This window comes from uncultured Caballeronia sp., assembly GCF_964243625.1.
Taxonomy (GTDB): Bacteria; Pseudomonadota; Gammaproteobacteria; order Burkholderiales; family Burkholderiaceae; genus Caballeronia.
In genome coordinates this window covers 1-6,802 of sequence record NZ_CAXTGZ010000323.1, presented here as the reverse complement: position 1 = coordinate 6,802, position 6,802 = coordinate 1, and the positions used below count along the sequence as shown (strand labels likewise).

General features: G+C 58.9%; 4 protein-coding genes. All 4 read left to right on the top strand.

What is annotated here, in order from left to right:
* Positions 1–1,451 precede the first annotated feature (1,451 nt).
* The 4 genes from ACFFAR_RS20355 to ACFFAR_RS20340 all read left to right on the top strand — a co-directional run bounded on the left by ACFFAR_RS20355 (position 1,452) and on the right by ACFFAR_RS20340 (position 6,713).
* Positions 1,452–2,453 (top strand): GlxA family transcriptional regulator, encoded by a 1,002-nt coding sequence (locus tag ACFFAR_RS20355; protein ID WP_062000096.1) that lies wholly within the window; start codon positions 1,452–1,454, stop codon positions 2,451–2,453.
* A 126-nt stretch (positions 2,454–2,579) separates the two neighbouring features.
* A complete protein-coding gene (locus tag ACFFAR_RS20350) occupies positions 2,580–4,094 on the top strand; it encodes a mannose-1-phosphate guanylyltransferase/mannose-6-phosphate isomerase (RefSeq protein WP_375508354.1) in 1,515 nt (504 codons plus the stop codon).
* Between the two features lie 44 nt (positions 4,095–4,138).
* Entirely contained in the window at positions 4,139–5,515 is a 1,377-nt protein-coding gene (locus ACFFAR_RS20345; RefSeq protein ID WP_062000094.1) for an undecaprenyl-phosphate glucose phosphotransferase, read from the top strand.
* Between the two features lie 16 nt (positions 5,516–5,531).
* Complete coding sequence (locus tag ACFFAR_RS20340) at positions 5,532–6,713, top strand: polysaccharide biosynthesis/export family protein (protein WP_086382697.1); 1,182 nt, start codon at positions 5,532–5,534, stop codon at positions 6,711–6,713.
* The last annotated feature ends 89 nt before the right edge of the window (positions 6,714–6,802 follow it).

Sequence of the window (6,802 nt, the reverse complement as noted above, 5' to 3'; positions counted from 1 at the left end):
GCAACTCGATACCGCCACGGCCAGGATGCAGATCAGCGCGATCCTCGTGCGTCGGGCGAGCGTGCGGCCCGCACGAACCGGATGTGTTGTCGATGTCGTTTTCATTACGCCCCGAAGTTCAAAGCTGGATGGTCCGGGTCGCGGCCTAAGTGTTTCCACCGATGAAAAGGCCGTTTCGCCACCTTCGTGCTACTTGGATGAAACGTTTTTGGCCCGTTTGCCGTCCGGTACCTTGTCCTGATGAAACCCCCGAAACTTTCGATACTGCAACGCAGCAAAAAGGGCCACATTTGCGCTGCTGCAACCGGTTGCCGGCGTGCCGGGGCCCATCGAATAAGGCCTTTTAATGTGCTGAGGATAGGCGAGGCGAAACAATCGCGCCAGTCATGGCGATGAACGTTGGCGGATGCTCACTGCATTGGGCTGCCCAATCGTATATGGATGGCGGGATTGCGCGACCACGTGTCTGATCCGGCGTGGCCGGGTGGTCCCAAACTGTAAGGAAAGACGCGTAACTAATCTGTATCAAATCGCACGACGCACTCAAGTGGAGGTTTGCGACCGGTCTATGTGGGCAGCCCCACACAAGCCCGGATGAAGACCGCTTCAATACAGGTGGTATCGAATTGGTTGGAGTGGGCCGGACTGAACCGCCAGAGGTTCGCTTATTTACGCCACTGCGCAAGCGACTCCAACGCGCTTACGGACCGTCGCACCCTGTTTGTCCGAGGGCGATTGCCTTCTGGCACTGTTTGTCAGGCGAGTTACATAATTTCATAGGATTAATGGAATTCGTTACTCGCATGAAACGCGATTATGTGGAATTTTTCGTGTATGGGAATGTATGTGCGCCACCGCACTTTTAAAGTTTGTGTTGCTAATCGGAAGACGGGATTAAATGCGCCGCTTAACGCTTGTAATTTAATTTGAAGTGGTTATCTCAGTGCGTTCCGCTACGGTTTAAACGTCAGCCACTTACGGTGTAATTCGTTGACCGGCTTTTTCGATGTATCACGGACGATACGTTTACACCGTCCAGTGCTTGAATCGCCTTCTTCGACAAGCCGCGGACACGCCGGAAAGCCCCGCGGCGCGTGGCTTCAGAAACCGCGCTGAGCGTTGATTTGTATGACGTTGGCAGGTTTTGACTGCCCTGTCCGATATGCGCTATCTGGTCCAACTGGCATTCGTCTTGCAATGTCCTATTCGAAATCAATTCGCCCCCAGCCCATTTCGTTATGTTTGAAACGAACGGCCGTATTGGAAAAGGGGTGAATGATGGCCAGCGCACGCATTGAAAGGATTTGAATGGCGACGCCGGAATTTTTCCGCCAACATCTCGCTACTTTCAGTCACGACAACCTAATAAAACTTGAGGGTGTCTATGATGCACCGCAATGAGAACGCACTATCCAATCATGTTGGATTCAACAAGTTCGCAGGGGAATGCCATGCCTTACGCCAGTCTTGAACCCGCCGTAATGGGCTGGCTGCAACCGGCTCCCAGAAGCACGCAAGCCGAGATCCGCCGCATCGCGATCCTGTTGTACGACGGATTCTCGCTGCTCGGCGCCGGCATCGTCGCTGAGGTCTTCCATGTCGCAAACGAGCTGGCGGTCCTGAAAGCCCGGAACGACTGGAACTACGACGTACGTTTCCTTTCCGTTGAAGGCGGCAACGTGGCGTGTTCGTCGTCGGTGCGCGTCTGGACCGACGGGCTCGACGCGCGTCATTACGGCGGCTTCGACGCGTTGTTCGTGGCCGGCGGCAAGGGCGCGGACAACGCAGCGGGCGATGAACGCATCGTTGAATGGCTGCGTCGCGTTCATTCGAAGACGACCGTGGTCAAGTCGATTGCAGAAGGGCGCAAGGTGCTCGACGCAGCCGGCATTGGTCACGCGGCGGAATCGCAAATCCGCATCGGACATTCGATGATGAACGCAGTTCGCGAAGAGCAGGCAAGCGAAGCCGGTGATCGATATGAATCCATGAAGGGCGCGCTGCTGATGATCAAGCGCGATCTGGGTGTGGACGTGGCGCGCGGCGTTGCCGAACGTTTGATGCCGGGCTCGGCTTCAAAGCTGGTGCCGTTACTCGGCGACAGCGGCACGGCTTCTGCCGGCGACAAGATTCGCGCGGCTGCCCGCTGGCTGCAGGACAACTGCGAACGGCCGATCTCGGTGGTCGACGCCGCGCAAGTGGCGGCCATGAGCGAGCGCAATTTCCTGCGCCGTTTCAAGATCGAGATGGGCATCACGCCGTCGGACTATCTGCTGCAGGCGCGCCTTGCCGTGACGTGTACGTTGCTGACCGACTCCGAACTGCCGGTCGACAAGATCGCGCGTCGCAGCGGCATGGGCAACGGCGATCGGCTCGCCAAGATCTTCCGCAAGCGCCTTCTCATTTCACCTACCGAATACCGGATGCAAAGCCGCCGCGACGCGGGCGTCTGATCAGACACAGGCCATAGACGTGCAGGACGGCTCGAACCGGGCCGCGCCGAATCATCGGTGCAGCGAGCGCAATCATAATGCGCAGCTTCACCCGGGGAAGACGTTCAAGAAGATAGGATTACTAAAATGAACACGAAGGTGAGGCAGGGAGAAGGAGACGTAGTCACGGGCGCCGAAGGATTGCCAGCTGACTGCCGGCGTCTCGTTCAGGTGGTCCTGGCAGGCGGCTCAGGCACGCGCTTGTGGCCCGTATCGCGCGAAAACTTTCCAAAGCAACTCATTGGCGTTGTAGGCGCCGAGTCCTTGCTACAAGCAACCGTATTGCGCATGAAGGGTTTTCCCGCTGCATGGGATGTTGCTGCGGAGCCTGTGATCGTATGCGGCGAAGAACATCGCTTTGCCACGGCTGAACAGGTTCGCGACAGCGGCGCGAGCGCGCGGATCGTGGTTGAACCTGCGCGCCGCGATACGGCGCCCGCACTCACGCTCGCAGCGCTCACCGCTTGCGCTGACGGCCAGGACGCGATCCTCGTTGCCATGCCTGCCGATCACGCGATTGCAGACGTGCCGGCACTGCATGCCGCCATCGATACCGCCGCGCGTCACGCGCAAGCCGGCGAGATCGCCACGCTCGGCATTCCGCCAACACGACCGGACACCGGCTTCGGCTACATCCGTCTGGGCGACGCGCTGGAAGACGGCGCGCATCGCATCGACCGTTTTGTCGAGAAGCCGGCAGCCGAACTCGCCGCGCAATACGTCGCATCCGGTAATTTCTGGTGGAACAGCGGCATCTTTGTTGTACGTGTATCGGTATGGCTTGCCGCTCTCGAAAAGCTCCAGCCGGAGATGTACGCGGCATGTGTCTTGTCGCACGAACAAGCGATTAACACTGACGAATACTTGCGTCCATGTGCTGCATCGTTCCAGAAATCGCCAGCTGACTCCATCGATTACGCGGTGATGGAGCATCTCGGCAAGCCCGATTCGCCGTTCATGGGTGTGGTCGTGCCGCTTCAGGCCGGCTGGTCCGATCTCGGTTCATGGGATGCGGTCTGGGATGCGATGGACAAGGACGATGAAGGCAACGCGTCAAGCGGCCGGGTGTTGTTCGAAGGATCGACCGCAAGTTATGCGCGTTCGGAAGGTGGCAGGCTGGTCGCGTGTGTCGGGACGAACAACCTGATCGTGGTCGAGACCGATGACGCTGTTCTTGTGGCTGACCGCTCACGCGTTCAGGACATCAAGGGCCTCGTGTCGCGGATCAAGCGCGAGAAGGCGCCCGAAGCCGATACACACAGAAAGGTTCGCCGTCCCTGGGGTTTTTACGATTCCATCGACCATGGCGAGCGCTTCCAGGTTAAACGCATCGTGGTGAATCCGGGTGCGCGCCTGTCGCTGCAAATGCATCACCACCGCGCGGAGCATTGGATCGTTGTGAGTGGCACGGCCCTCGTGACGCGCGGAGAAGAAGAGTTTCTGCTGAGCGAAAACGAATCGACCTACATCCCGCTCGGTGTGCGTCATCGCCTGGAAAACCCGGGTCGCGTGCCGCTCGAAATCATTGAAGTGCAGTCAGGGACCTACCTCGGCGAAGACGACATCGTCAGATTTGACGACAAGTACGGCCGGTGCAGTTAATTAACCGTCAAGCGAAAGATTTGAGCGGTTCGGGGAGAATAAAAATGCGCGGAATGACCAACCTGCTGGCGAGAATGTTCGACGTCGCGATGATCGTGGCGGGTGCGCTCGTGGCTTCGCAGATCCGTTTCGACGATGTATCGCAACGCAGCTTTTATCTGGCGTTCGTGGCTTTCGCGGCGGCGTTTTCGCTTGCCGTGTTTCCCGCGCTGGGCGTGTACGAATCATGGCGCGGCCGCTCGAAAAGCGCGCTTGCCGGACAGGTCGCGCTGAGCTGGCTCATCGTGCAGGCTTGCGCGATGGTGCTGATGTTCTCGCTTCACCGCATCGACTTCGTGTCGCGTCTCTGGTTCGTGTACTGGACCGGGCTGGCGGGTGCCGGAATGATCGCGGGCCGCATGGTGACCCATACGGTGCTCGGCCGGGTTCGCAACGCGGGGCTGAATCTGAAGCAGGTGGCGGTTGCAGGCTGCGGCGATCATTGCGACGAGATCGTCCGCAAGATCGACCTGGCGCCGGCCGCTGGTTTTCGTGCGACGGCGGCCTACAACGTACAGACTGGCGCCAAGCTGAATACCCGCGTGCCGGTGTTCGAAGATCATGAAGCGTTCGCTAATTATGTCCGCACGCAGAACGTGGGCGAAGTATGGCTTGCGCTGCCGCTGACGGAAGAACGCACGATCCTCAAGCTCGTCGACGAATTCCGCAACGACCTTATCAATATCCGTTTCATGCCGGACGTCCGCACGCTTTCGCTGTTCGAAGGCAGCGTGACGAACCTGCTCGGCGTGCCGACCATCAATCTGGCTGCTTCGCCGTTGCCACCGAACGCGATGATGCAAAAAGAGATCTTCGATCGCGTGTTCGCAGCAGCAGCACTGATTGCCGTAGCGCCGGTGATGATCGCGTGCGCGGTCGCCGTCAAGATCAGTTCGCGTGGCCCGGTGTTCTTCAAGCAGCGCAGAAAAGGCGCCGATGGCCGTGTCTTCAGCATCTACAAGTTCCGCTCCATGCGCATGCACGTGGAGAAAGAAGGGGAGTTGCGGCAGGCCACGCGCAACGATCCGCGCATCACCCGTGTTGGCGCGTTCCTGCGCCGCACGAGCCTCGACGAGTTGCCGCAATTCTTCAACGTGCTGCGCGGCGACATGTCGGTGGTGGGACCGCGTCCGCATGCACTCGAGCATGACGATCTTTATCAGAAAGTCGTCTCGGGTTACATCCATCGGTACCGGATCAAGCCAGGCATCACCGGCTGGGCCCAGGTCAACGGATTTCGCGGCGAGACTGATCGCATCGAAAAAATGGAGGGACGGGTTGCACACGATTTGTACTACTTGGGTAACTGGTCGTTCGGACTTGATATGAAAATTATCTTTGCGACGATCTTCAAAGGTTTGCGCCACACCAACGCTTATTGAAGCAGGGGACGACAACATGAACAGCCAACAAATATCCGGTGCCACGGCGCCGAACAAAAACAGCCATGCCGTGCCTGGAACGCGTGTGGCCCTTTCCCTCGCGATCGCTGCGATGCTTTCCGCATGTTCGCTGGCTCCGGGCCAGCACATGATCGAACCGGCTGCATTGCCTGTCACGAGCGCCGACAACGGCGACGTGACGAGCGACATCCAGATTCCGATCAAGCAGATCGACCTGACGCTGATCCGTCAGATCCGCGCGGATCAGAAGAACATGGACAAGACGACCAGCCAGCTCGGTCTCTTCGCGAAGGCAACCGGCTACAAGCTGGGACCGGGCGACGTACTGCAGATCACGGTATGGGATCACCCTGAACTCGCTGCCGCAGTTGGTCAGCCGGCGCAGAACACCAAGACGTCGGATGCGGCGCCTGGCTTCGTGGTGGACGGCGAAGGCAACGTGCAGTTTCCGTATGTGAACCGTTCAATCCACGCATCGGGCAAGACTGCCGAGCAGATTCAGCGCGAGATCTATGGCGAGCTGAGCAAGGTATTCGTGAAGCCGCAAGTCACGGTTCGCGTGGCTTCGTTCCGGTCGTCGCAGGTTTATGTGGATGGTGATGTGCGTGCACCTGGTGCGCAGACCGTCAACGACATTCCGATGACGCTGACCGAAGCAGTGAACCGTGCCGGTGGTTTTGCACCGACCGCCGACCAGAGCCGCGTGACGATCACGCGCAACGGCACGGCCTACCCGGTGAACGTTGCGCAGATGATGAAGAACGGCAAGAACCCCGCCGACATCATGCTGCAACCGGGCGACATGCTGCATGTGGATGCACGCGAAGACAACACGGTCTACGTGATGGGCGAAGTGAACAAGCCGTCACCTGTACCGCCGCTGCGCGACGGCACGCTCACGCTTGCCGAAGCACTTGCGCAAGCGGGTCAGTTGAACCAGGAAACGTCGAATCCGAAGCAGCTTTTCGTGCTGCGCTCGACAGCGGGGGACACGCCGGTGATTTATCGCCTGGATGCGCGCTCACCGGTTTCCATGCTGCTCGCGAACCAGTTCCCGCTGGAGTCGAAAGACATTGTCTACGTCGATAACAGCGGCCTGGTCCGTGCGAACCGTGTGCTGAACCTGTTCCTCCCGGCAATCAACGCGGGCCTGACTGCCGCGATCGTTACCAAGTAGTTACTGAAGCTGTGTTCGGCGCCGTCCTTTTCAAAGGCGCCGGCGCGTTTCGTTTGATCGTCTGATCGTTTGAGTGAGCGACAAAAAAT